The 22284-nt window shown below is 68.2% G+C and carries 20 protein-coding genes; 13 read left to right on the top strand and 7 right to left on the bottom strand.

Going from position 1 to position 22284, the window contains the following annotated elements; all coding sequences use genetic code 11:
• The first annotated feature begins 25 nt into the window (after positions 1-25).
• The 12 genes from pyrH (at position 26) to lpxB (ending at position 12426) form a co-directional block, all read left to right on the top strand.
• Positions 26-739 carry a UMP kinase gene (gene pyrH / locus ASC46_RS05775; protein WP_096335194.1) on the top strand — a complete coding sequence of 238 codons (714 nt, stop codon included), beginning with the start codon at positions 26-28 and terminating at the stop codon, positions 737-739.
• Between the two features lie 103 nt (positions 740-842).
• Positions 843-1403: a ribosome recycling factor gene (gene frr, locus ASC46_RS05770; protein ID WP_055458324.1), complete on the top strand. Its 561-nt coding sequence runs from the start codon at positions 843-845 to the stop codon at positions 1401-1403.
• A 64-nt stretch (positions 1404-1467) separates the two neighbouring features.
• Positions 1468-2238: an isoprenyl transferase gene (locus ASC46_RS05765; RefSeq protein ID WP_425349087.1), complete on the top strand. Its 771-nt coding sequence runs from the start codon at positions 1468-1470 to the stop codon at positions 2236-2238.
• 5 nt (positions 2239-2243) lie between these two features.
• The gene (locus ASC46_RS05760; protein WP_055458322.1) at positions 2244-3119 is read left to right on the top strand and encodes a phosphatidate cytidylyltransferase; all 876 of its coding nucleotides are present in this window, start codon (positions 2244-2246) and stop codon (positions 3117-3119) included.
• Positions 3120-3128: 9 nt separating this feature from the next.
• Positions 3129-4289 (top strand): 1-deoxy-D-xylulose-5-phosphate reductoisomerase, encoded by a 1161-nt coding sequence (gene dxr / locus ASC46_RS05755; protein ID WP_055458321.1) that lies wholly within the window; start codon positions 3129-3131, stop codon positions 4287-4289.
• 33 nt (positions 4290-4322) lie between these two features.
• On the top strand, positions 4323-5486 hold the full coding sequence (gene rseP, locus ASC46_RS05750; protein ID WP_055458320.1) for an RIP metalloprotease RseP: 1164 nt from the start codon (positions 4323-4325) through the stop codon (positions 5484-5486).
• 148 nt (positions 5487-5634) lie between these two features.
• Positions 5635-7968, top strand: coding sequence for an outer membrane protein assembly factor BamA (gene bamA, locus ASC46_RS05745; protein ID WP_055458319.1), 2334 nt, complete (start codon positions 5635-5637; stop codon positions 7966-7968).
• A gap of 61 nt (positions 7969-8029) precedes the next feature.
• Positions 8030-9082: a UDP-3-O-(3-hydroxymyristoyl)glucosamine N-acyltransferase gene (gene lpxD, locus ASC46_RS05740; RefSeq protein WP_055458318.1), complete on the top strand. Its 1053-nt coding sequence runs from the start codon at positions 8030-8032 to the stop codon at positions 9080-9082.
• A gap of 51 nt (positions 9083-9133) precedes the next feature.
• Positions 9134-9598 carry a 3-hydroxyacyl-ACP dehydratase FabZ gene (gene fabZ, locus ASC46_RS05735; RefSeq protein WP_055458317.1) on the top strand — a complete coding sequence of 155 codons (465 nt, stop codon included), beginning with the start codon at positions 9134-9136 and terminating at the stop codon, positions 9596-9598.
• Positions 9599-9602: 4 nt separating this feature from the next.
• Positions 9603-10403: an acyl-ACP--UDP-N-acetylglucosamine O-acyltransferase gene (lpxA, locus tag ASC46_RS05730; protein WP_055458316.1), complete on the top strand. Its 801-nt coding sequence runs from the start codon at positions 9603-9605 to the stop codon at positions 10401-10403.
• Between the two features lie 2 nt (positions 10404-10405).
• Complete coding sequence (locus ASC46_RS05725) at positions 10406-11263, top strand: LpxI family protein (RefSeq protein WP_055458315.1); 858 nt, start codon at positions 10406-10408, stop codon at positions 11261-11263.
• A complete protein-coding gene (gene lpxB / locus ASC46_RS05720) occupies positions 11263-12426 on the top strand; it encodes a lipid-A-disaccharide synthase (protein WP_055458314.1) in 1164 nt (387 codons plus the stop codon). Before ASC46_RS05725 ends, lpxB begins: the two co-directional genes overlap by 1 nt.
• 77 nt (positions 12427-12503) lie before the next feature.
• Here the strand turns inward: lpxB and gltA are convergent, their stop codons facing one another.
• The gene (gene gltA, locus ASC46_RS05715; protein WP_055458313.1) at positions 12504-13796 is read right to left on the bottom strand and encodes a citrate synthase; all 1293 of its coding nucleotides are present in this window, start codon (positions 13794-13796) and stop codon (positions 12504-12506) included.
• Between the two features lie 260 nt (positions 13797-14056).
• Positions 14057-15478, bottom strand: a complete 1422-nt coding sequence (gene gltX / locus ASC46_RS05710) for a glutamate--tRNA ligase (RefSeq protein ID WP_055458312.1) — start codon at positions 15476-15478, stop codon at positions 14057-14059.
• 334 nt (positions 15479-15812) lie between these two features.
• Between gltX and ASC46_RS05705 the strand changes: the two genes are divergently transcribed.
• Positions 15813-17930 (top strand): ComEC/Rec2 family competence protein, encoded by a 2118-nt coding sequence (locus ASC46_RS05705; RefSeq protein WP_245280478.1) that lies wholly within the window; start codon positions 15813-15815, stop codon positions 17928-17930.
• On the opposite strand, the gene lexA is transcribed toward ASC46_RS05705, so the two are convergent.
• The 5 genes from lexA to trpD all read right to left on the bottom strand — a co-directional run bounded on the left by lexA (position 17908) and on the right by trpD (position 22284).
• Complete coding sequence (gene lexA, locus ASC46_RS05700) at positions 17908-18606, bottom strand: transcriptional repressor LexA (protein WP_019403650.1); 699 nt, start codon at positions 18604-18606, stop codon at positions 17908-17910. The genes ASC46_RS05705 and lexA overlap by 23 nt on opposite strands.
• Positions 18607-18720: 114 nt before the next feature.
• Positions 18721-19932, bottom strand: coding sequence for a molybdopterin molybdotransferase MoeA (locus ASC46_RS05695; RefSeq protein ID WP_055458310.1), 1212 nt, complete (start codon positions 19930-19932; stop codon positions 18721-18723).
• Positions 19933-19956: 24 nt separating this feature from the next.
• Entirely contained in the window at positions 19957-20460 is a 504-nt protein-coding gene (gene moaC, locus ASC46_RS05690) for a cyclic pyranopterin monophosphate synthase MoaC (protein WP_055458309.1), read from the bottom strand.
• Entirely contained in the window at positions 20457-21263 is an 807-nt protein-coding gene (trpC, locus tag ASC46_RS05685) for an indole-3-glycerol phosphate synthase TrpC (protein WP_055458308.1), read from the bottom strand. The genes moaC and trpC overlap by 4 nt, the downstream gene beginning before the upstream one ends.
• Positions 21264-21270: 7 nt before the next feature.
• Positions 21271-22284, bottom strand: coding sequence for an anthranilate phosphoribosyltransferase (gene trpD / locus ASC46_RS05680; RefSeq protein WP_055458307.1), 1014 nt, complete (start codon positions 22282-22284; stop codon positions 21271-21273).

The raw sequence follows: 22284 nt of genomic DNA, 5'->3' as shown, positions 1-22284 counted from the left end.
GGCCCTGGCGGAGGCAGAAGGGACGATGGCTGGCAAACGGGCGCTGATCAAACTGTCGGGTGAGGCACTGGCGGGACCGGGCGGAGCCGGCATCCATGGCGAAACCCTGACTGCGCTCGCCAACGACATCGCCACGGCCGCCGGTGTCGGCCACGAGATCGCCGTCGTCGTCGGTGGCGGCAATTTCTTCCGTGGGGTGCAAGGCCTTGCCAAGGGTCTCGACCGGCCGACGGCCGATTCCATCGGCATGCTCGGCACGGTTATGAACGCCCTGGCATTGGAGCACGCCATCGAATCGGCTGGAGTACCCGCGCGCGCCATGTCGGCGGTGCCCATGCCGTCTCTGTGCGAGAGCTATGCGCGCAAGCGCGCCCTCGACCACATGGCCCATGGCAAGGTCGTGATCCTCGGCGGCGGCACCAGCAATCCCTATTTCACGACCGACACCGGCGCGGCGCTGCGTGCGGCCGAGCTGTCGTGCGCGCTGCTCATGAAGGCGACGAACGTCGACGGCGTCTATACGGCAGATCCGAAGAAGGACCCGACTGCCACCCGCTTCGAGCGCCTAACTCACGACGAAGCCATCGCCCGCAATCTCAAAGTGATGGACACGGCCGCGTTCGCTCTTGCGCGCGAGGCGGGGCTCACCATCGTCGTCTTCTCCCTTGCGGAGCCGGGCTCCATCGGGGCCGTGCTCGAGGGTGGGGGGCGGGCCACCATCGTTGCTCCCGCGACGTGAGGCGCACGCGCCCGTGTTCACCGATTCGAGACGAAGGTCTTGACCCGGAGGCTCGGGCGCGCTCAACGTCGCCGCGATATCTTGCAGGGAGCGAGCAAAAACAATGAGCCAGACATACGACCTCGCCGACATCAAGCGTCGCATGCAGGGCGCCGTTCAGGCCCTGAAGCACGACCTTGGCGGACTGCGCACCGGCCGCGCCTCGGCCAGCCTTGTCGAGCCCATCCAGGTTGACGCTTACGGCAGCCTGATGCCCATCAACCAGGTCGCGACCATCAGCGTGCCGGAGCCGCGCCTCCTCAGCGTGCAGGTGTGGGACCGCGGCATGGTCTCGGCCGTCGAGAAGGCCATTCGCGATTCCGATCTCGGCCTCAACCCGCAGACGGAGGGGCAGGTGATCCGCCTGCGCATTCCCGAGATGAATGAGCAGCGCCGCAAGGAGATGGTCAAGGTCGCGCACAAATATGCGGAGGAGTCGCGCATCGCGGTGCGCCACGTCCGCCGCGACGGCCTCGACACGCTGAAGAAGCTCGAGAAGGACGGCGACATGAGCCAGGACGACCACGCCCGCGAGGCCGATCTCGTCCAGAAGGCGACCGACCAGGCGATTGCCGAGATCGATCAGCTTCTCGCGGCCAAGGAAAAGGAGATCATGCAGGTCTGATCTGCATGACGGGGGCGGCGGCGCGGTGCGACGTCGGGGCCGATGGCGCCGTGAGGACGGGTCGATGACGGTAATGACCGAGCCGGCAACGGCAGCGGAAGATGTGCGGGCGGCGGCAGGCGAGGCCGGCGTGCCGGCGCATGTCGCCATCATCATGGATGGTAACGGCCGCTGGGCGCAGAAGCGCCACCTGCCGCGGGCCGAGGGCCACCGGCGGGGCGTCGAGGCGTTGCGCCGTGCCGTGCGTGCCGCCGCGGCGCGAGGCATCCGCTATCTCACCATCTACAGCTTCTCGTCAGAGAACTGGCGCAGGCCGGCAACCGAGATCGCCGACCTCATGAACCTCCTGAAGCTCTTCGTGCGCCGCGACCTTGCCGAGCTGCACCGGGCGAATGTCCGTGTCCGCATCCTCGGGGAGCGGGCCAATCTCAAGCCCGACATCACGGCCCTGCTCGAGGAGGCCGAAAGCGTCACGCGCGACAACACCGGCCTGACCCTCGTCGTCGCCTTCAACTACGGCTCGCGGCAGGAGATCGTTCGTGCCGCCCGGCGCCTCGCCGAGGAGGTCGCCGCCGGCCGCCTCGCTCCTGACACCATCGACGCCGATGCCGTCGCTGCCCGGCTCGACCTGGCCGGCGTTCCCGATCCAGACCTCATCATCCGCACCTCGGGCGAGCAGCGTCTGTCGAACTTCCTGCTCTGGCAGGCGGCCTATGCCGAACTCGTCTTCCTGCCGGTGCTGTGGCCCGATTTCGACGAGGCCGCCTTCGACGAGGCGCTTGCTGAATTCGCCCGGCGCGAGCGGCGTTATGGCGGCCTGACGGCGAGCGCCTGAGCGTCATGGCTTCTCCAGAGCCGCGACCGCCGGCCACGCCCCGCAGCACTGGTTCCTTCCTCTCATCCGAGCTCGGCCGGCGCATTTTGTCCGGCATCGCCCTCGTCGCCGTGGCGCTCGGCACAGCCTGGTGGGGCGGACTTGCCTTCGACATCCTCTGGGCCCTGGCGGGCGCGCTCGTCTGCCGCGAATGGGTGGCGCTATCGCCGGCGCGCGACCAGCCCGTCCTGGCTCTTGGCGGCGCCGCGGCCGTGGCCGTCGCCAGTGTGGTTCTGTCGGTGAGCGGCCACCTGCCGTCTGCCTTGACCGCGCTTGCGGTGGGGGCCGCCGGCCTTGCCGCCCTCGGGCGTGATCGCACCTCGCGCCTGTGGGCGCTGGCCGGTCTTCTCTATGCGGCGGTCATCGGGCTCGTTCCCGTTGCTGCCCGCGCCCTGCCGGAGGTCGGCCTCGTCGTCATCCTGTGGATGTTCGCTGTCGTCTGGATGACGGATATCGCCGCCTATTTCACCGGCCGCAGTCTCGGCGGGCCGAAGCTGTGGCCGAGCATCAGCCCGAAGAAGACATGGTCAGGCTTCTTTGGCGGACTTTTGGCGGGCAGCCTTGCCGGCATGGCTGTCGTCGCTGTCGCGCAGGATAACGGCGTCGCGCAGGCTGTCCCGCTGTGGCTGGTCGGCTGCTGTTCGGCCATCGCCTCGGCGCTCGGCCAGCTCGGCGATCTCGCCGAATCCGCGCTGAAACGCCGGGCCGGGGTGAAGGATTCCGGACACATCATTCCGGGCCACGGGGGCGTGATGGATCGGCTCGATGCCTTCTGGGCCGTGGCGGTTCTCGTCGGCTTGGGGCTCGTCGTCAACTCCACCGTCCGGGCTCCGGCGCTGTGAGGGGCAGCGATGGCGACACGTCTCACCATCCTCGGTGCCAGCGGCTCCGTCGGCCGGGCAGTGGCCGATGTGGTCGCCGCCCATCCCGGGCGTTTCGAAGTCGAGGCCGTCGTCGCCGGCCGCGATGCGCGCGCGCTCGCCGGCGTGGCGTTGCGGCTGCGCGCGCGCTGCGCCGTGCTGGCGGACGGCGAGGGCGGGGCGGCTCTTGCGGAGACCCTGTCCGGCAGTGGCATCGCGAACGGGGCGGGCGAGGCGGCGGTGCTCGAGGCCGTGGATCGGGACTGTGACCTCGTCGTCGCCGCGATCGCCGGCACGGCCGGGCTGCGCCCGACCCATCGTGCGCTTCGCCCCGGCCGCCGCATCGCGCTCGCCAACAAGGAATGTCTCGTCAGCGCGGGCGCCGCCTTCATGCGCGATGCCGCCGCGGCCGGTGCGACGATCCTGCCGCTCGATTCCGAACACAACGCGCTCTTCCAGGCTCTGGGCGAGGCTCCCATCGAGAGTGTCGAGGCGATGACCTTGACGGCCTCCGGCGGACCCTTTCGTGACTGGCCGGCGAAGGCCATTGCCGAGGCGACTCCGCAGGAGGCCTTGAAGCACCCCAACTGGTCGATGGGGGCGAAGATCACCGTCGATTCCGCCGGGCTCATGAACAAGGGCCTCGAGCTGATCGAGGCCCATCATCTCTTCGGCCTGCCTGCCGCGCGGCTGAGAGCGCTGGTGCATCCGCAGTCGATCGTCCATGGCATCGTGCATTTCCGGGACGGGTCGCTCTCGGCCGGTCTTGCGGTACCCGACATGCGGGTGCCGGTGGCGCATTGCCTCAGCTGGCCCGAGCGCGTTGAAACACAGATCCCGCGGCTCGATCTTGCCGCAATGGGCTGCCTTACTTTCGCCGAACCCGACACCGCACGCTTTCCCGCGCTGCGGCTGGCGCGTGAAGCCCTGGAGCAGGGTGGGGCCGCGCCGACGGTGCTCAACGCGGCCAACGAGGTCGCGGTGGAAGCGTTCCTTGCAGGACGCATCAGGTTCGGGGATATCGCCCGCTTGGTCGAGGCGGTATGCACGCGCGAGGGCGCGAGCGCCGCGCCGGCAGGGATCGAGGAAGCGCTCGCGGTGGACTTTGCCGCGCGGGAGCGAGCCCGCGCGCTTCTGCAGCAATCATGCTGAACGGGCGCAAGTGAGCCCGGCGAGGAGTGGACGATGGACATAGCGGGCACGGTGATCGGCGCGGGGTGGGGGCTCCTGAGCTATGTGGTTCCCTTCCTGTTCGTGCTGACGGTCGTGGTCTTCTTCCACGAACTCGGCCACTTCTGGGTCGCCCGCCGCTGTGGCGTCGCCGTCCAGGCCTTCTCCATCGGCTTCGGCCGGGAACTTGTCGGCTGGACGGATCGCCAGGGAACGCGCTGGCGCATCTCGGCGATCCCGCTCGGCGGCTATGTGAGATTCGCCGGCGATGCCAACAGCGCCAGCATGCCGGACCGCGACGCGCTCGACACCATGTCCGAGGCCGAACGGCGCGGTAGCTTCTACCACAAGGGTGTCGGCGCCCGCGCGGCGATTGTGGCCGCCGGTCCCATCGCCAACTTCCTGCTCGCCATCGCCATCTTCACCGCGAGTGTCTATTTGGGCGGCCGGGCCATTCTCCTGCCGCGGGTCGACGCCGTGGAGGCGGGCAGCGCCGCCGAGCGCGCCGGCATCCGTCCGGGCGATCTCGTGCTTTCCATCGACGGGCGCCCCGTGGAAAGCTTCGCCGACATGCAGCGCATCATCAGCGCCCGCCCGGGCGAGGCGCTGGCCGTCACCGTCGAACGGGACGGCAGCGAGGTGATGCTCACGGCGACACCGGACCTGCGCGAGATGACGACACCATTCGGCAAGCAGCGCATCGGCCTGCTCGGCCTGCGCGCCTCCCGCGACCCCGGCGACTGGACCGTGAAGCAATACGGCATCGTCGATTCTCTGCGGATAGGGTTAACGGATACTTGGTACATCGTGGAGCGCACCGGCGATTATGTCGGAAAGCTCCTGACGGGCCGGGAATCGACCGATCAGCTCTCGGGCCCGATCCGCATCGCACAGGTTTCCGGGGAGGTCGCCTCGATGGGCGGGCTTGCCGGCCTCATCAATCTGGCGGCGATCCTATCTGTCTCTATTGGCTTGATAAATCTCGTTCCGGTGCCGATGCTCGATGGTGGCCATCTGCTATTCTACGCCATCGAGGCCGTGCGCGGACGCCCGCTCAGCGAGCAGGCGCAGGAAATCGGCTTCAGAATCGGGCTTGCCTTGGTGCTCATGCTCATGCTCTTCGTGACGTGGAACGATCTGCAGCATCTGGGCGCCGCTTTCGGTCTCGGAGCGACGTGACCGACGGGCAACGCTTGCTCGAAAAATGCGCGCATGGCGCCTTCGGCCCGTTTGCAGACCGGCGTAAACTCTGTAGAAGCGTCTTCGACCCATACTCCGGGCAATCGAGACGGTTCGTTCGGGAAAGAATAAAGAGGGTAGGCACCTGATGACGCGGAATGTGAACAACCGCCGGGCCAGAGTGGCGCGCCGCCTGACGGGCGTGCTCCTTGCCAGCGTGGCCATCGTTGCGAGCGCCCAGGTTGCCACCGCCCAGTCGGCACGTGGCGCGCGTGCGGGTGCGCAGACGGCGACTGTCGGCGCTCCGCTCATCAATCGCGTCGTGTTTCAGGGCAACAAGAAGCTGAAGTCCGAGCAGCTCGGCCCCGAGATGCAGACCCAGGCGCGCACGCCCCTCAGCCAGTCGGTGGTCGACGGTGATATTGAGCGCATCCGCGAGATCTATCGCCGCGGCGGCCGCAGCCTCGCCAAGGTCGATGCCCGCGTGGTGCCGCTGTCGAACGACCGGGTCGATGTCGTCTTCACCATCGACGAGGGCGACAAGACCGGCGTCAAGGAAATCAACTTCGTCGGCAACAATGCCTTCTCGTCGTCGAGGCTGCGCAACCTGATGACGACGACGGAAATGAATTTCCTGTCGTTCCTCAAAAATACCGACGTCTACGATCCTGATCGCATTTCTGCCGACCTCGAGCTGATCCGTCGCTATTACCTGAAGAACGGATATGCCGATTTCCGCGTTGTCTCGGCGGATGCGGTGTTCGACGCGGCTCGCGAGGGCTACATCGTCACCATCACTGTCGACGAGGGTCAGCAGTATCGCGTCAGCGGTGTCACGGTCGATTCAACCGTACCGGAAGTGCAGGCTGCGGAGCTGCAGCGGCTGACGCGCCTGTCCTCGGGCGACGTGTACAATGCTGAGGCCGTCGAGAAGACCCTCACCAACATGACGGCTGAGCTCGGTCGCCGGGGGTACCCTTTCCTGGTTGTGCGCCCGCGCGGCACGCGCGATCCGGCCTCCCACACGATCGCACTTGATTACGTGGTGGAAGAGGGGCCGCGCGTTTATATCGAGCGCATCAATGTGCGCGGCAACACGCGCTCACGCGATTATGTCATCCGCCGCGAGTTCGACATTGGCGAAGGTGACGCCTACAATCAGGTGCTGATCGACCGTGCCGTTCGGCGCCTCAACAATCTCGGCTATTTCAAGACTGTCCGCATCACCAACGAGCCCGGCTCGACGCCGGATCGCGTGGTGGTCAATGTGGATGTCGAGGATCAGTCCACCGGCCAGTTCTCGGTGTCGGGCGGTTATTCGACCTCCGACGGCTTCATCGGCGAGGTCGCGGTTTCCGAGTCGAACTTCCTCGGGCGTGGTCAGTATGTCCGCCTCGCCGGCACCTGGGGTCAGCGCACGCAGGGCGTGGAGTTCTCCTTCACGGAGCCTTACTTCCTCGGCCAGCGCATGGCCTTCGGCGTCGACCTGTTCTCGAAGTACACCGACAACACCAACTATTCGCGCTACGAGAACCGCGTGACCGGCGGGCAGCTGCGTCTCGGCCTGCCGATCACCGAAGAGGTCACGCTGACGCTGCGCTACTCCCTGTATCAGTCCGAGCTCAAGATCCCGAATACCTACTCGAAGCCGTATAACGACTGCTCCATTCCGCTGCCGGGGCTGACGCCGGTCAATCCCAACGGCACGGCGACCTACCCGAATTGCACGTGGAACGGCGAAGCGTCGATCGCGGTCAAGGAAGCGGTCGGGACAACCTGGACGTCACTGGTCGGCGCCACTTTGTCCTACAATACGCTCGACAACATCCGCGATCCGCGTTCCGGCTTCTATGCTGAGGTGAAGCCGGAGATCGCTGGCCTTGGTGGCGATTCGCGGTTCATTCGCGCCACGGCCGAGGCGCGCTACTATCACGAGCTGTTCGACGACGTTGTCGGCATGATCAAGGTGCAGGGCGGTCACATCCGCGCCTTCGGCGGCAATGACCTGCGCATTGTCGACAACTTCTTCCTCGGCCCCTCGCTGGTGCGCGGCTTCGCCCCGTCCGGCATCGGGCCACGCGACATGACCGGTGACTACCGCGCCAACGCGCTCGGCGGCACGACCTATTTCGGCGGCACGCTCGAGGTGCAGTTCCCGATCTTCGGCCTGCCGCGCGAGTTCGGTCTGCGGGGCGCTGTCTTCGCCGATGCAGGTTCGCTCTTCGGTTACGAGGGCAACAGGTTCTTCGATCTCAACGGCGACGGCTCGATCTATTGCCCGGCGGCAGGCACCAATCCGCTCAGCCAGGAGCCGGAATGCCTCAACGTCCGGGATGACAAGAAGATCCGCTCCTCGGTCGGCGTGAGCCTGCTCTGGCAGTCGCCGCTCGGCCCGTTGCGTTTCGATTACGCCTTCGTGCTGTCGAAGGCGACAGGGGATCAGACCCAGGCCTTCCGCTTCTCGGGCGGCACGAGTTTCTGATGCTCTCCTCGAAGCGGCCCGCAAGGGCCGCTTCCGTTTCAGGCGAAAGACATTTCTGGCGATGTCGGATCCGGTGTTCTTCGTTCAGGCCGTGCGCCCGACGCTCGCCGAGGTGGCGTCTCTTACCGGAGTGACGCTGCCTGCGGGCGCCGACCCGCAGATGGTGTTGAGCGGAGTTTCGCCGCTCGAAAGCGCGGCGCAGGGCGATCTCGCCTATATGGACAATCCGCGCTATGCGGCTGCGCTCGACGTCACGCAGGCAAGTGCCTGTTTCGTCTCGAAGCGTTTTGCCGCGCGGGTGCCCGCCGGCTGCGTCGCGCTCGTGGTCGCCGAGCCTTACCGTGCCTTCGCCAAGGTGCTCACGGCAATGTATCCGGCGGCAGTGCGGCCTGGCTCGCAGTTCGCTGCCGACGGCATCTCGCCCGGCGCCTATGTGCATCCCCAGGCGCGGCTGGAGGCGGGCGTCATCGTTGATCCGGGGGCAAGCGTGGGACCGGGAGCCGAGATCGGCTCCGGAACGGTCATCGCGTCGAATGCCGTGGTCGGTCCCGGCGTGCGCATCGGCCGCAACAGCTCCGTCGGGCCGGGTGTGGTACTGCAGCACGCGCTGATAGGCAACCGCGTCATTCTGCATGCGGGCGCCAAGATCGGGCAGGACGGATTCGGCTTCGCCATGAGCGCCGAAGGTCATCTCAAGGTGCCGCAGATCGGGCGCGTCATCATCCAGGACGATGTCGAGATCGGCGCCAACACCACGGTCGACAGGGGCGCCAGCCGCGACACGGTGATCGGCGAAGGGACCAAGATCGACAACCTGGTGCAGATTGGTCATAACGTCGTCATCGGCCGCCATTGCGTCATCGTCTCGCAGGTCGGTATCGCCGGCAGCGCCACCTTGGAGGATTTCGTCGTCCTCGGCGGTCAGGTCGGTGTCGTCGGCCACGTTCGCATCGGCATGGGCGCACAGATCGCGGCGACGAGCAATGTCGCGACCGACGTGCCTGCGGGCGTCAGGTGGGGCGGCTCGCCCGCCAAGCCCATGCGGGTCTGGCTGCGGGAACTGATGACCTTGAAGAACCTGGCAGCCCGGCGCGGCGACGCCGGTGAAGGATAAGGAACCACTGCGGGCGCCCGGCGTCTGCGTTGTGCGGGGAGACGACGATACATGAACGATGCGACCACGGGCCTCGAGGCTGCCGATATCGTGCAGATCCTGAGCTATCTGCCGCACCGTTATCCCTTCCTGCTCATCGATCGCATCATCGAGATGAAGGGCGACGAGAGCTGCATCGGCATCAAGAACGTCACCTACAACGAGCCGCAGTTCATGGGGCACTTCCCCAGCCGTCCGCTGTTCCCCGGAGTGTTCATGATCGAGGGCATGGCCCAGACCGCCGGAGCCATGTGCGTGGCCTCCAAGCTCGCCCAGAAGGCGCGGCCGAAGGAGGTCTATTTCATGACCATCGACAAGGCCAAGTTCCGCAAGCCGGTCGTGCCCGGCGACACGGTGGAGTATCACATGACCAAGCTCGCCAATCGCCGCAACATGTGGTGGTATCGTGGTGAGGCGAAGGTCAATGGCGTGCTCGTCTGCGAGGCTGAAGTCAGCGCCATGCTGGTCGTAGAGTGAGCTGATGTCGCAGATTCATCCGACGGCGATTGTCGAGGAGGGTGCGCGCCTCGGCGAGGGCGTGCGCATCGGGCCCTATTGCCATGTCGGCCCGCAGGTGTCGCTGGGAGACGGTTGCGAACTCGTCAGCCACGCGGTTGTCGCGGGCCGTACCCGCATCGGGCCCCGCACGCGGATCTTTCCCTTCGCGTCCATCGGCCATCAGCCGCAGGACCTGAAGTATCGCGGCGAGCCCTCGACGCTCGAGATTGGCAGCGACTGCATCATCCGTGAGGGCGTCACGCTCAATCCCGGCACCGAAGGTGGGGGCATGAAGACGGTCATCGGCGACCGCTGCGCCTTCCTTGCCAATTCGCACGTTGGGCACGACTGCCACGTCGGCAGCAATGTCATCCTATCGAACAACGTCATGCTGGCGGGCCACGTAACCGTTGGCAACTACGTCATCATCGGCGGCGGGGCAGCGGTCATCCAGTTCGCGCGTGTTGGCGCGCATGCGTTCGTGGGCGGCATGTCGGGCCTGGAGAACGACCTCATCCCCTATGGCATGGCGATGGGCAACCGTGCCTATCTGTCGGGCCTCAACATCGTCGGGATGCAGCGTCGCGGCTTCTCGCGCGATGATATCCACACTGTCCGGCGCGCCTACCGCCTGCTTTTCGCGGACGAGGGCAGCCTGCGCGAGCGCGTGGAGGACGTGGCGGCGGAGTTCCAGAACCACGCCGTCGTGCATGAGATCCTCGATTTCATCCGCGAGGGCGGCAAGCGCTCCATCTGCACTCCGCGGGCTTCCGACGAGAACTGACCATGGCCGCTGGCGCACCGGTCGCCCTGCTTGCCGGCGGCGGGGCCCTGCCGGGCCTGCTTCGCGCAGCCCTGTTGCGGCGCGATCGGAGCGTTCGGGTCCTTGCCCTGCGCGGCTTTGCCGAGCGCGGGCTTGTCCGCGAAGCGGACGTTGTCGTCGACATCCTTGATTACAAGCGTATCTTCGCACAGCTCGAGGCCTGGGCGCCGGCCGAGGTGGTGCTCGTCGGCACAGTGCATCGGCCGAAGCCCACGGCCTTCGCTGGAGCGCTTGCGGCATTCCGGAACCGCGACGAGATCGCCGCGATCCTCGGGGCTGGGGATGACGGCTTGCTCGCCGGCGTTATCCGTCTCCTCGAGGAACGCGGTCTTACCGTGGGCGGCATTGATCGGCTGGCGCCGGAGCTGCTTGCCGGCGCAGGCGTTCTCGGCGCGGTGATGCCCGACGAGCCGAGCCTTGCGGCCGCGGCGGCCGGGCAGGGGGTGCTCGAGGCACTGTCACCGTTCGACGTCGGACAGGCGGTGGTCGTTGCCGCGCGGCGTGTCGTTGCCATCGAGGGACCGGAGGGCACCGACGCGATGCTGGCGCGCGCGCGCCGCCTGCGGCGCAGCCCTCGCCTGCGCGCCGTCCACGGCGGGGTGATGGTCAAGATGGCGAAGGTCGGACAGGACCTGCGCGTCGACCTGCCGACCATCGGGCCGCGCACCGTCGCCTGCGCGGCGCGGGCCGGCCTTGCCGGCATCGCCATCGGCGCCGGTGCAACGCTGATCGTCGACGGGCCCGGCACGATCGCCGAGGCGGACCGGCGCGGCCTCTTCCTCCTCGGCATCGAGCGACGGCACGACAGGATCGAGAGCTGATGCAGCAGCAGGCGGGATTGCACGTTTTCATCGTCGCCGGGGAGGAATCGGGCGACCAGCTTGGCTTCAAGCTCATGCGCTCGCTGCGGGCCCGGCATCCGGACATCCGTTTTTCGGGCGTTGGAGGCCACGCCATGACCGGCGAAGGGCTGATGAGTCTCTTCCCGCTCGACGACATCGCCGTCATGGGTTTCACCGCCGTCATCGGCCGTCTCAGAACGATCATCGATCGCGTGCATCGCACGGTCGATGCCGCCGTGGCGGCCCGGCCGGATATCCTCGTCATCATCGACAGCCCCGATTTCACCCACGCAGTGGCGAAGCGGGTGCGCAAGCGCCTGCCCGACCTGCCGGTGGTCGACTATGTCAGCCCGAGCGTCTGGGCCTGGCGTCCCGGCCGGGCCCGCAAGATGCGCGCCTATGTCGACCACGTATTGGCGCTGCTGCCCTTCGAGCCGGCGGCCCACGCGCGTCTCGGCGGCCCTCAATGCAGCTATGTCGGCCATCCGCTCATCGAGCGGCTGGCCGAGTTGCGCCCGGCAAGCGGGGAGCGGCCGGCCCTTGCCGAAGGGGCGCCCGCGACGGTTCTGGTGCTGCCTGGCAGCCGCCGCTCCGAGGTGTCGCGGCTCATGCCGGTCTTCCGCGAAACCTTGCCGTTGGTCGAGGCCGCGAGCCGGCGGCCGCTGCATTGGCTGATGCCGGTCGTGCCGCACCTCGCCGATGAGATCGAGGCCGCTGTCGCCACCTGGCCAGTGAAGCCGCAGATCGTCCACGGCGCCGCGGCCAAGCTGGCGGCCTTCCGGCAGGCCCACGCGGCCCTCGCCGCCTCCGGCACGGTCACCCTGGAGCTTGCATTGTCCGGCGTGCCCATGGTGGTCGCCTACAAGGTGGGCTGGCTCGAATCCCAGGTGCGGCACCTCCTCACCGTGTCGACCATCACCCTCGCCAATCTCATCCTCGGCGAGAGCGCCATTCCCGAGCGCCTGCAATGGGACTGCACGCCCGAGAAGCTTGCCGGTACGCTCGCGCCGCTGATCGAGGAAGGGCCGGAAAGGCAGGCCCAGCTCGCCGCGCTCGCCCGCCTCGATGCGGCGATGCGCATCGGCGACGAGGCACCGAGCGAGAGGGCTGCGCGCATCGTGCTCGCCGTCGTCGGGCGCTGAGCAGCGAGGAAGCCGAGGCAGAACGACGAGAAAACAAAAAGGGCCCCGCGAGGGGCCCTTTCGTTGGTCCGAACCGCTCAGGAGCGCTGGGCGATCGGGGTGTAGTCGCGCTGCGGCGCGCCGGTGTAGAGCTGGCGCGGACGGCCGATCTTCTGGGACGGATCCTCGATCATCTCCTTCCACTGCGCGATCCAGCCGACGGTGCGGGCCAGCGCGAACAGCACGGTGAACATGGAGGTGGGGAAGCCCATCGCCTTCAGCGTGATGCCCGAGTAGAAGTCGATGTTCGGATAGAGCTTCTTCTCGATGAAATATTCGTCGTGCAGCGCGATGCGCTCGAGCTCCATGGCGACATCGAGCAGCGGGTCGTCCTTGATGCCGAGTTCGTTCAGCACTTCGTGCGTCGTGCGCTGCATGATCTTGGCCCGCGGGTCGTAGTTCTTGTAGACCCGGTGGCCGAAGCCCATGAGGCGGAACGGATCGTTCTTGTCCTTCGCGCGGGCGATGAACTCGGGGATCCGGTCGGGCGTGCCGATCTCTTCCAGCATCTTGAGCGCCGCCTCGTTGGCGCCCCCGTGAGCCGGGCCCCACAGGCAGGCAACGCCCGCCGCGATGCAGGCGAAGGGATTGGCGCCCGAGGAACCGGCGAGCCTCACCGTCGAGGTGGAGGCATTCTGCTCGTGGTCGGCATGCAGGATGAAGATGCGGTCCATCGCCCGGGCGAGCACCGGGTTCGGCACGTATTCCTCGCACGGCACCCCGAAGCACATGTGCAGGAAGTTCGACGTGTAGTCGAGGTTGTTCTTCGGATACATGAACGGCTGGCCGATGGAATATTTATAGGCCATGGCCGCAAGCGTCGGCACCTTCGCGATCATGCGCATGGAGGCGATCATGCGCTGCTGCGGATCGGAGATGTCGGTGGAGTCGTGATAGAAGGCCGAGAGGGCGCCGACCGAGGCGACGAGGATCGCCATCGGGTGGGCGTCGCGGCGGAAGCCCTGGAAGAACCGCGTCATCTGCTCGTGCACCATCGTATGGCGCGTCACGCGGTAGTCGAAATCGGCCTTCTGGCTCGCCGTGGGCAGCTCCCCGTAGAGGAGGAGGTAGCAGGTTTCCAGGAAGTCGCCGTGCTCGGCGAGCTGCTCGATCGGGTAGCCGCGGTAGAGAAGCACGCCCTCGTCACCGTCGATATAGGTGATCTTGGACTCGCAGCTCGCGGTCGAGGTGAAACCCGGATCGTAAGTGAACATCCCGGCATTCTTGTAGAGCGGCGCGATGTCGACGACGCTCGGCCCAATCGTTCCCTCTCGCACGGCAAGGTCGATAGTCTTGCCGTCGATGGAGAACGTGCCCGTTCCTGCGCTCATGGATGCATCCCCTTTCTTCGGGTAAAGCGCACAGGACAACGGCTCATCGGCAGGGGTTGCCCCTTGGCTGTGATTGCCTTTCCGCTCCGCCGTCCCGCGGTTTTTCGATCCGATCGAGATAAGATCGAGGCCTGCGTATCGCATTCGCGGCATGCGTTCAAGCAGCGCCGGAAGCGGGACTTGACCGGCAACAATGCCGGCGCCGCAACCCTTGGGAGAAGTCGTTGCTGCGCCGCATCAACCCGCCCGGTGGAGGCCCGTCAGCGGGTCTGATCACGCAACCGCGCCAGGCTCTCCTCGCGGCCGAGCACCTCCATGACGTCGAACAGGCCGGGCGAGGTGGAGCGCCCCGTTAGCGCCGCGCGTAGCGGCTGTGCCATCAGGCCGAGCTTCACGCCCGCCTCCTCGGCGGCCGCGCGCACGGCAGCCTCCGTTCCCGCCGGCGTCCACGCATCGAGGCTCTCGAGGCGGCGGAGCACTTGGCCGAGTCGGGTCCGGGCGTCGTCGTCGAGAATGCCGCGCGCCTTCTCGTCGAGTTGCAGGGGACGAGATGCATAAAGATAGGACGCGCTGTCGAGGAGCTCGATCAGGGTCTTGGCGCGCTCCTTGAGGCCAGGCATCGCGGCGAGGAGCTTGGCCCGCAGCGCCGGCTCCAGCGAGGTGCCGAGGCCGCGGGCCGGACCGATCTCCGGCAGCAGCGCCTCGATGGCTCGAACAAGCTCCTCGTCCGGCGCAAGGCGCATGTAGTGGCCGTTGAGGTTCTCCAGCTTGGCGAAATCGAAACGGGCGGGAGAGCGGCCGATGCTGGCGAGATTGAAGGCCGCGATCATCTCTTCGGTAGAGAAGATCTCCTGGTCGCCGTGGCTCCAGCCAAGGCGCACGAGATAGTTCCGCAGCGCCGCCGGCAGATAGCCCATCGAGCGGTAGGCGTCGATGCCGAGCGCCCCATGCCGCTTGGACAGCTTGGCGCCGTCCGGTCCGTGGATGAGCGGGATATGCGCCATCACCGGCGCCGCCCAGCCGAGCGCCTCGTAGATCTGCGTCTGCCGCGCCGCGTTCGTCAGGTGGTCGTCGCCGCGGATGATGTGGGTGACGCCCATGTCGTGATCGTCGACCACGACGGCCAGCATGTAGGTCGGCGTCCCGTCCGAGCGCAGCAGCACGAGGTCGTCCAGGTCCTTGTTCTGCCACGTCACGCGGCCCTGGACCTGATCGTCCACCACCGTCTCGCCGGTCTGCGGCGCCTTGAGGCGGATCACCGGCTTGACGCCGGCCGGCGCCTCGGCGGGATCGCGGTCGCGCCAGCGGCCGTCGTAGCGCATCGGCCGCCCCTCCTTGCGGGCGAGGGCGCGCATTTCCTCGAGCTCCTCCGGCGTGGCGTAGCAGTAATAGGCCTTGCCCCGACGCAACAGCTCCTCTGCCACCTCGCGATGGCGCGCCGCGCGCGCGAACTGGTGCACGACCTCGCCCTCCCAATCGAGGCCGAGCCAGGTCATGCCGTCCAGGATCGCTTGGATCGCGGCCTCGGTAGAGCGTTCCCGGTCGGTATCCTCGATCCGCAGCAGCATCTTGCCGCCGTGGTGGCGAGCGAAGAGCCAGTTGAACAGGGCCGTGCGGGCACCGCCGATGTGGAGGAAGCCCGTGGGCGAAGGCGCGAAGCGGGTGACGACCGTGCCTGACATGGGTGTTCGGAACTCTCGGAAGGTGGCGGTGGCGAATCGATGCGAGCGTGCCGCATGCCTCGGTTCTGCTGCTCGCAAAATCCGGCGACTTGATGGTTCAATGCAGCGGGCGCTCGTGTAGCATGACCTGCCGTCCGACGTAAGGAATTCCTCGCTCCGCATGCCGCCGGAACGATCTCGCCAGGCCCGTGCCGTTGCCGCCGTGCTTGATCGCGCGACCGGCGGACGCGGCGCCGTTCGGGCTGGTGGCCTGTCCCTTGCCGATATCACCCCTTTCCTTGTCCGCTGCCTAGACGAGGAGAGCACGCACCGGCGCCTGCTCCCTTGGGCGGCGGTGAGCTTCGGCATCGGGGTGCTGCTCTATTTCGCGGCCGACCGCGAGCCGAGCGTCTGGGCGCCTGTCGCCGCCCTCGCCATCGCCGTCGGATTGGCAGCCGTTTCGCGACGTCATGTGACTTTCGTCGCGGCGGTTGCCGCCGCCTTTCTCTTCGCCGGCTTCCTCGCCGGTGCGGCACGGACGGCGCGCGTGGAGGCGCCGGTGCTCGCACGCGTGACCATCGCGCCGCTCACCGGCTTCGTCGAAAGCGTGGAGGAGCGGCCTCAGGGGCCGCGGGCCGTCGTGCGGGTCGAGACGCTCGGCAACCTCGGCGACGGCGAGCGCCCGGCGCGTGTGCGGGTGTCGATGCGCGAGCCGGCCCGGCTGCGCGCCGGCGATTTCATCGAGGCCACCGCTCGCCTGATGCCGCCGCCCGGGGCGGCCTGGCCGGGCGGCTATGATTTCACGCGCGACGCCTTCTTCCGCGGCATCGGCGCCGTCGGCTCGCTTGTGGGGCGTGTGGAAATCAGTGCCCCGCCGCGCGTGCCGGACTGGCGCCTGGCCCTTGCAACATGGCTTGACGAGGCGCGTAATGCGCTGACGACGCGCATCGCCCGTGCCGCCGGCGGGCAGGAGGGGGCTGTCTCGGCTGCGCTCGTCACCGGCAAGCGCGGCCTCATCACCGAGGATACCAACGAGGCCCTGCGCGCCGCCGGCCTCTATCACATCGTGTCGATCTCCGGTCTGCACATGGCGCTCGCCGCCGGCACGGTGTTCTGGGCCGTGCGCGCGCTCCTCGCGCTCTTTCCGGCCATCGCCCTCACGTGGCCGATCAAGAAGATCGCCGCCGCGACGGCCATGGCGGGGGCCGTGGGCTACTGCCTGTTCTCGGGTGCTGACGTCGCCACCCAGCGGGCGCTGATCATGACACTGACCATGCTCGGCGCCATTCTCGCCGACCGGCCGGCGCTCTCGATGCGCAATCTCGCGTTCGCCGCCATCTTGTGTCTCGCCCTCGAGCCGGAGGCAGTGCTCGGGCCGAGCTTCCAGATGTCGTTCTCGGCAGTGGCCTGTCTCGTGGCGCTCGCGGAATGGCAGGCGGCCCGTCCGGGCAGGGGCGAGGCGTCGCTCGGTCCGGTCGCGCGCGCCCTGTGCCATGCGTGGCGATGGACCGTCACCCTCGTCGTCACGACCCTGGTCGCCTCCCTGGCGACAGGGGCCTATGGCGCCTATCACTTCCAGACGGCGATGCCGCTGAGCGTGGTGGGCAACGGCATCGCGCTGCCCTTCGTCTCCTTCATCGTCATGCCGGCGGCTGTGCTCGGGGTTCTGCTCAACCCCTTCGGCCTCGACGCGCCCATCTGGTGGCTGATGGGGCAGGGCACGGCCATCGTGCTCGCGGTCTCCCACGCCATGCAGGACTGGCGCCTGTCCGTGATGGCGATACCGGCCTTTCCGGGCAGCGCGCTCATCCTCTTCTCGCTGGCGCTGCTTGTGCTGACCATCTGCATCTCGCCGCTGCGCTGGCTCGCCGCCGTGCCCGCGGCCGCCGCCCTCGCCATCGCCGCGGGAGCGGCGCGGCCGGACATCTTCGTCGACCGCAACGGTGCGAGCGCGGCCGTCCGGGGTGTCGAGGGGCGTCTCGCCGTGCTCGGCCGCGCCTCGTCCTTCGTCGTCGCCCAATGGCTGCGCGCAGACGGCGATGCGAGGCAGCCGGGCGACGAAAGCCTCAAAAGCGGAGTCTTCTGCGACCGCGACGGCTGCACCATGCAGGCGGTCGACGGCCGCATGGTCGCCCTGGTGCGCCGCCCCTCGGCCTTCGTCGAGGACTGCCGGCGGGCCGACATCCTCGTCACTGCGCTCACCGTCCCGCCCGGCTGTGCAGCGCCCGTGGTCATCGACCGCACGAAGCTGCGCGAGAACGGCGCAATGGCCGTCATCCTCGGGAATGGCGGCAGCGATCGGCTCATCGGCCAGTTGCCCTCCGACGAGCGCCGCGCCTGGATGCAGGCGCTTCCTTCACGACCGTTGTCCACGGCGGCCGGCGCCGCGACGGGCCGGCCATCGCCCGCGTCAGCCGATGAGACGGGCGGGGAGGATCAGGAGCCCGACGTCAGTAGCGACGCAGCAGATTGACGAGCTTGCCCTGGATGCGCACCCGGTCGGGGCCGAGCACGCGCGTCTCGTAGGCCGGGTTGGCCGCCTCGAGCGCGATGGAGGAGCCGCGGCGCCTCAGGCGCTTCAGCGTTGCCTCCTCGTCATCGATCAGGGCGACGACGATATCCCCTGTATTCGCCGTATCCTGCTTGCGGATGACGACCGTATCGCCATCCAGGATGCCGGCCTCGATCATCGAATCGCCGCGCACCTCGAGCGCGAAGTGCTCGCCGCTGCCCAGCATGTCCGGCGGCAGCGAGACGGTGTGGCTGCGGCTCTGGATGGCGGAAATGGGCGTGCCGGCAGCAATCCGGCCCATGACAGGAATCGCAACTGTCTGGACAGCGGGTTCGACCGCCTGAGGCGCCGGCGCGCGCACCTTGCCAAGCCCGCCCTCGACCACGCTCGGGTTGAAGCGCCCGCGCGGGGCTGCGGCGACGCCGTCGGGCAGGCGCAGCACCTCGAGCGCCCGGGCGCGGTTCGGAAGCCGGCGAATGAAGCCGCGCTCCTCCAGCGCCACGATGAGGCGATGGATACCGGATTTCGACTTAAGATCGAGGGCTTCCTTCATCTCGTCGAAGGACGGCGGCACGCCGGTCTCACGCAGGCGTTCGTGGATGAAACGCAGGAGTTCGTGCTGTTTGCGCGTCAGCATGGCCGGCGATCTCGCTCCCCCTCGTCGAATCGCATTGTCGATGCGAGTCGAAAACAAATCATGAACGAGATTAGACGTTCCCGGTGTGTTCCGCAAGTTCGACCGAGGCGAAGTTCAGAGCCGGATGATGCGGCAGGGCTCGCCCGCCCGGGCGGCGGGGGCATGGGGCGCACGCACGACGAGCGCCTCGGCCTCCGCCATGAGGCGCAGCATGGAGCTGTCCTGGCGCGGGAAGGGGCTGGCGACGAGGGTGCCGTCGTCGGCCGTCGCGAGGCGGGCGCGCAGATAGTCCTGCCGCTCGTCATTGGCCGGCAAATCGCTGCCGAGCCGGGCCGGCAGGGTCGCGATTTCGGCCGCATCCGGATCGCCGCTCAGCGCCCGCACGAGCGGCGCGAGGAAGATGAGCGCGCACACGATGCTGGAGACGGGATTGCCCGGCAGGCCGAGCACGGCCATGGCGCTGAGGCGCCCGTGCATCAGGGGTTTGCCCGGGCGCATGGCGATGCGCCAGAAGCCGAGCTGCCATCCCTGCGCCGAAAGGGCGCGCTGCACGAGATCGTGATCGCCCACCGAGGCGCCGCCGAGTGTCACGAGCACGTCGGCCCGGGCCTCCTTGGCCGCATCGATCGCGGCAGAGAGCGCGGCGAGATCGTCACCGGCGATGCCGAGGTCGATGGCTTCGGCCCCGGCCCGTTCGGCGATGGCCGCAACGGCATAGGTGTTGGAGGCGACGATTTGATCGGGTCGGCTCGGTTCGCCGGGGCGGACGAGTTCGTCTCCGGTTGCCAGAATGGCAACGCGCGGCCGCCGCACCACTGGCAGCGCCGCATGGCCCATGGCCGCGGCGAGCGCAACTGCCGAGGGGGCGAGTTGCCGGCCGGCCTGCAGCAGGATCTCGCCTTCGCGAAAATCGAGCCCGGCCTCGCGCACGAAGCGCCCGGCCGCCACCGTCGACAGCGCTTCGATCTGGTCGCCGTTGGCGCGGGCATTCTCCTGAATCAGGATGGCGTCGGCGCCCGCCGGCAGGGGCGCGCCGGTGAAGATGCGCACGCATTCGCCGGGCCGGACCGCGCCCGCAAAGGCATGACCGGCGGCACTGGTGCCGATCAGCGAGAGGCGCGCGGGAACGGCCGTGACATCGGCGGCACGCACGGCATAGCCGTCCATCGCGGAGGCGACGAAAGGCGGCTGGGTGCGCAGGGAGGCGAGGTCGACGGCCAACGTGCGGCCGGCGGCCCTGTGCAGCGGCACGGTCTCGTGCTCGCGAACGGGGCTCGCGCCGGCGAGGATGCCGGCGAGCGCATCGGCGACCGGCGTCAGGGCCAAGCTGGCCTCCTCATGCTGGCCTCCTCATGCCGTCTTCTCCGCGTCCGGCCGGTCGCCGGCGCGGAAATCGCCGGACTTGCCGCCGCTCTTGGCGAGGAGGCGGATGCCCTCGATGCGCATGGCCCGGTCTGCGGCCTTCACCATGTCGTAGATGGTGAGGCAGGCGACGGAGACGGCGGTCAGCGCCTCCATCTCGACGCCGGTCTGACCCGTGACGCGCGCCTCGCCCGTCACGCGTACGCCCGGAAGCGCCTCGTCGATGGTGCAGTCCACCTTCACCTTGGTCAGGTTCAGCGGATGGCAGAGGGGGATGAGCTCATGGGTCCGCTTCGCCGCCATGATGCCGGCGATGCGGGCCGTAGCCAGCACGTCGCCCTTCTTGGCTTCGCCCGAGCGGATGAGGGCGAGCGTCTCCGGCAGCATGACGACATGGCCCTCCGCCTGCGCGATACGCTGCGTCACGGCCTTGTCGCCCACGTCGACCATGTTGGCCTTGCCCGAGGCGTCGACGTGCGTGAGCCGCGTCATGCCGCTGCAGCCTCGCCGAAGAGGAGGGCGCGGGTCGCGGCCGTCACGTCCGTCTGGCGCATCAGGCTCTCGCCGACGAGGAAGGTGCGGATGCCAACACCCGCGAGCCGCGCGATGTCGGCATGGGTGAAGATGCCGCTCTCGCCGACGACGATGTGGCCGGAGGGAATGCGTGGCGCCAGCGCCTCGCTGACGGCGAGCGATGTCTCGAAGGTGCGCAGGTCACGATTGTTGATGCCGATCATGCGCACACCGAGGGCCAGCGCGCGGTCGAGTTCCTCGGCATCGTGCACCTCGACGAGGACGTCCATCGTAAGTTCCTCGGCCGCGGCGACGAGGGCGCGCGCCTCTTCGTCGCTGATGGAGGCCATGATGACGAGGATGCAGTCGGCGCCCCACGTGCGCGCTTCGTAGACCTGATAGGGCTCGAACAGGAAGTCCTTGCGCAGGGCGGGCAGGCCGGAGGCCGCGCGCGCCGCGCCGAGATAGTCCGGATGGCCCTGGAAGGAGGGGCCGTCCGTCAACACCGACAGGCAGCTCGCGCCGCCGTCCGCATAGGCCTTCGCCAGCGCCGGCGGGTCGAAATCGGCGCGGATGAGGCCCTTCGACGGGCTCGCCTTCTTGATCTCCGCGATGAGGGCCGGCCGGTCCTCGGCCAGATGGGCCTCGACGGCGGCGAGGAACGGGCGCGGGGCCGGGGCGGCATGGGCGAGGCGCACCATCTCCTCGTGCGCGATGCGCGCCTTTGCCGCCGCGATCTCGCGGCGCTTGTAGGCTTCGATCTTCGCCAGAATGTCGCTCATGGGGCCCTCAGGCATTCGACGCGGCAACGAGCCGCTCGAGCGTAGCGCGTGCGGCGCCGCTGTCGAGCGCCGCCCCTGCGGCCGCAACGCCCTCCTTGAGATCCGCGGCCTTGCCGGCGACCACGAGGCCGGCGGCGGCATTGAGGACGGCGATGTCGCGGTAGGGCGTCTTCTCCCCGGCGAGCACGGCGCGCAGCGCGGCCGCATTATGCTCGGCCTCGCCGCCGCGCAGGTCGGCGATCGACGCCCGGGCAAGCCCGACATCCTCCGGCGTGACGGTGAAGCGGCGGATGCGCCCATCCTCCAGCGCCACCACCGAGGTCGGCCCGGTGGTCGTCATCTCGTCGAGCCCGTCCGATCCGTGCACGGCCCAGACACGCTGTGCGCCGAGGGCGGCGAGCACCTCGACGAGCGGCTCGAGCCAGCTCTCGGAATAGACGCCGAGCAGCTGGCGGCGCACGCCGGCCGGATTGGCGAGCGGCCCGATGAGGTTGAAGACGGTGCGGGTGCCGAGCTCGACGCGCACCGGCGCCACATGGCGCATGGAGGCGTGGTGAGCGGGCGCGAACATGAAGCCGACACCCGCCGCGGCAAGGCAGCGCTCGATACCAGCCGGGTCGAGGCCCACCTTGACGTCGAGTGCGGCGAGCACATCGGCGGCGCCGGATTTCGAGGAGGCGGCCCGGTTGCCGTGCTTGGCGACCGGTACGCCGCAGGCGGCGGCGATGATGGCGGCGAGCGTCGAGACATTGTAGCTGCCCGCGTTGTCGCCGCCGGTACCGACGATGTCGATGGCGCCCGCCGGAGCGCTGACGCGCACCATGCGTGCGCGCAGCGCCTCGACCGCGCCGGCAATCTCATCCACCGTCTCGCCGCGTACGCGCAGCGCCATCAGGAAGGCGCCGCTCTGGGCCGGCGTCACCTCGCCCGAGAGCAGGGTGTCGAAAGCCTGACGGGCTTCCTCGCGGCTCAGCGAGACACCGGTGGCGACTTTGGCGATGAAGGGTTTGAAGGCGTCCAT

The organism is Chelatococcus sambhunathii (assembly GCF_001418005.1).
Classification (GTDB): domain Bacteria; phylum Pseudomonadota; class Alphaproteobacteria; order Rhizobiales; family Beijerinckiaceae; genus Chelatococcus_A; species Chelatococcus_A sambhunathii.
This window is presented reverse-complemented; position numbering and strand designations above follow the sequence as displayed.

Coding starts and splice junctions, on each gene's coding strand:
- pyrH (WP_096335194.1), top strand. CDS start 26: ATGGCTGGCAAACGGGCGCTGATCAAACTGTCGGGTGAGGCACTGGCG.
- frr (WP_055458324.1), top strand. CDS start 843: ATGAGCCAGACATACGACCTCGCCGACATCAAGCGTCGCATGCAGGGC.
- ASC46_RS05765 (WP_425349087.1), top strand. CDS start 1,468: ATGACGGTAATGACCGAGCCGGCAACGGCAGCGGAAGATGTGCGGGCG.
- ASC46_RS05760 (WP_055458322.1), top strand. CDS start 2,244: ATGGCTTCTCCAGAGCCGCGACCGCCGGCCACGCCCCGCAGCACTGGT.
- dxr (WP_055458321.1), top strand. CDS start 3,129: ATGGCGACACGTCTCACCATCCTCGGTGCCAGCGGCTCCGTCGGCCGG.
- rseP (WP_055458320.1), top strand. CDS start 4,323: ATGGACATAGCGGGCACGGTGATCGGCGCGGGGTGGGGGCTCCTGAGC.
- bamA (WP_055458319.1), top strand. CDS start 5,635: ATGACGCGGAATGTGAACAACCGCCGGGCCAGAGTGGCGCGCCGCCTG.
- lpxD (WP_055458318.1), top strand. CDS start 8,030: ATGTCGGATCCGGTGTTCTTCGTTCAGGCCGTGCGCCCGACGCTCGCC.
- fabZ (WP_055458317.1), top strand. CDS start 9,134: ATGAACGATGCGACCACGGGCCTCGAGGCTGCCGATATCGTGCAGATC.
- lpxA (WP_055458316.1), top strand. CDS start 9,603: ATGTCGCAGATTCATCCGACGGCGATTGTCGAGGAGGGTGCGCGCCTC.
- ASC46_RS05725 (WP_055458315.1), top strand. CDS start 10,406: ATGGCCGCTGGCGCACCGGTCGCCCTGCTTGCCGGCGGCGGGGCCCTG.
- lpxB (WP_055458314.1), top strand. CDS start 11,263: ATGCAGCAGCAGGCGGGATTGCACGTTTTCATCGTCGCCGGGGAGGAA.
- gltA (WP_055458313.1), bottom strand. CDS start 13,796: ATGAGCGCAGGAACGGGCACGTTCTCCATCGACGGCAAGACTATCGAC.
- gltX (WP_055458312.1), bottom strand. CDS start 15,478: ATGTCAGGCACGGTCGTCACCCGCTTCGCGCCTTCGCCCACGGGCTTC.
- lexA (WP_019403650.1), bottom strand. CDS start 18,606: ATGCTGACGCGCAAACAGCACGAACTCCTGCGTTTCATCCACGAACGC.
- moaC (WP_055458309.1), bottom strand. CDS start 20,460: ATGACGCGGCTCACGCACGTCGACGCCTCGGGCAAGGCCAACATGGTC.
- trpC (WP_055458308.1), bottom strand. CDS start 21,263: ATGAGCGACATTCTGGCGAAGATCGAAGCCTACAAGCGCCGCGAGATC.
- trpD (WP_055458307.1), bottom strand. CDS start 22,284: ATGGACGCCTTCAAACCCTTCATCGCCAAAGTCGCCACCGGTGTCTCG.